General features: G+C 49.9%; 1 protein-coding gene and 1 pseudogene. Both read left to right on the plus strand.

The genetic code is table 11. From position 1 onward, the window contains the following. A pseudogene (locus tag DBR24_RS02370) lies at positions 1 to 765 on the plus strand (hypothetical protein); the annotation flags it as partial. Next, the coding region (locus tag DBR24_RS31220; RefSeq protein ID WP_218278119.1) for a hypothetical protein at positions 762 to 1,112 on the plus strand (351 nt) is incomplete at its 3' end. The pseudogene DBR24_RS02370 and the gene DBR24_RS31220, both read left to right, overlap by 4 nt.

A 1,112-nucleotide genomic window follows, 5' to 3' on the forward strand; every position in this document is an offset into this window, starting at 1 on the left:
AAAGTTGATACGGCGTTGGCGCCAATGAGTGACTCGGAGGCCGAGTTTATGGCTCGACATCATGGGGAGATTGAGTCGTTTTTATCGCAGGGTTCTACGAGTGTTGGGATTGGGGCCGCGATGTTCAGTAATCACCTTAAAAATCTCGCCGGCACGTTGGATGAATTGGAGTCACTGCATAAGAAAACCTTCGATAAGCACGGCAAGCTTAAAGGTGCTGATTTCTTTGAAAAGCGAAAACAGTTGATGACGCAACTGGATAACAGCCTCAGTCCCTTAATGCGAAAAATGGTCGGTTTGCCCGATCACCCCAACCTTAGGAAAGCGCTGGGCATTTCCAGTCGCAGCCTTGTCCATCACTGGAGCAAGGTGGGTTCTTCAGCCGGAATTCCGGGGTATGCGACGCATATTGAGGGGGTAAGTAAGGCGAGCAAGGTAATAAAGGTGGGGGGCTGGATCGGAGTTGGGCTACAGGCCACAGCATCGGGAATCAAGGTCAAGGAGACTTGTCGAGAGGGTACTGAAGAGGCTTGCAGGAGAGTGCGGTTTACCGAAAGTGGGAAATTTAGTGGAATTGTCATGGGTGGAGCCGCAGGGGCGGCAATCGCGGGTCCGGTGTGCGCCGCTATCGGACTCAGCACTTTGGGGGCAGGTGGAATCGCCTGCGGTCTTGTGTTGACTGGGCTAGGTACTGCTGTTTTAGGTAATACTTTCGGGGAGTGGGGCGAACAAGGGGCAGACGTTGTGTATGAGATCCAAAAATGAGATCTGATATTGAAATACTATTCCTGTTAAGTGGGTTGGTATTGATTGCGCTTATTTTGTTGGCGTCATTGACTTTGCTGTTTGTCGCTTATTTTTTTGCCCGGGATATATTCAAGTATTTGGGGCGTTCTCCTGCTGTTACTGCTAGGAAGCGAACTTTGGGGTGGGAGCCGATTGGCCGATTTCTATTTATTAGCAACGTGGGTACTCTCTTGATCTTTTCGCGTAAATCCATACGAAGTGGAGAACTGGACGCCAAGGATTACGAGACATTGCCAGCGGGCTTGCGGCGGATAATTTTGTTTTCAAACGGAATGATGTTGGTGTTAAGCGCTATTGCGATAGTC

The organism is Pseudomonas sp. HMWF006, assembly GCF_003061205.1.
In the GTDB taxonomy this organism is placed as follows: Bacteria; Pseudomonadota; Gammaproteobacteria; order Pseudomonadales; family Pseudomonadaceae; genus Aquipseudomonas; species Aquipseudomonas monsensis.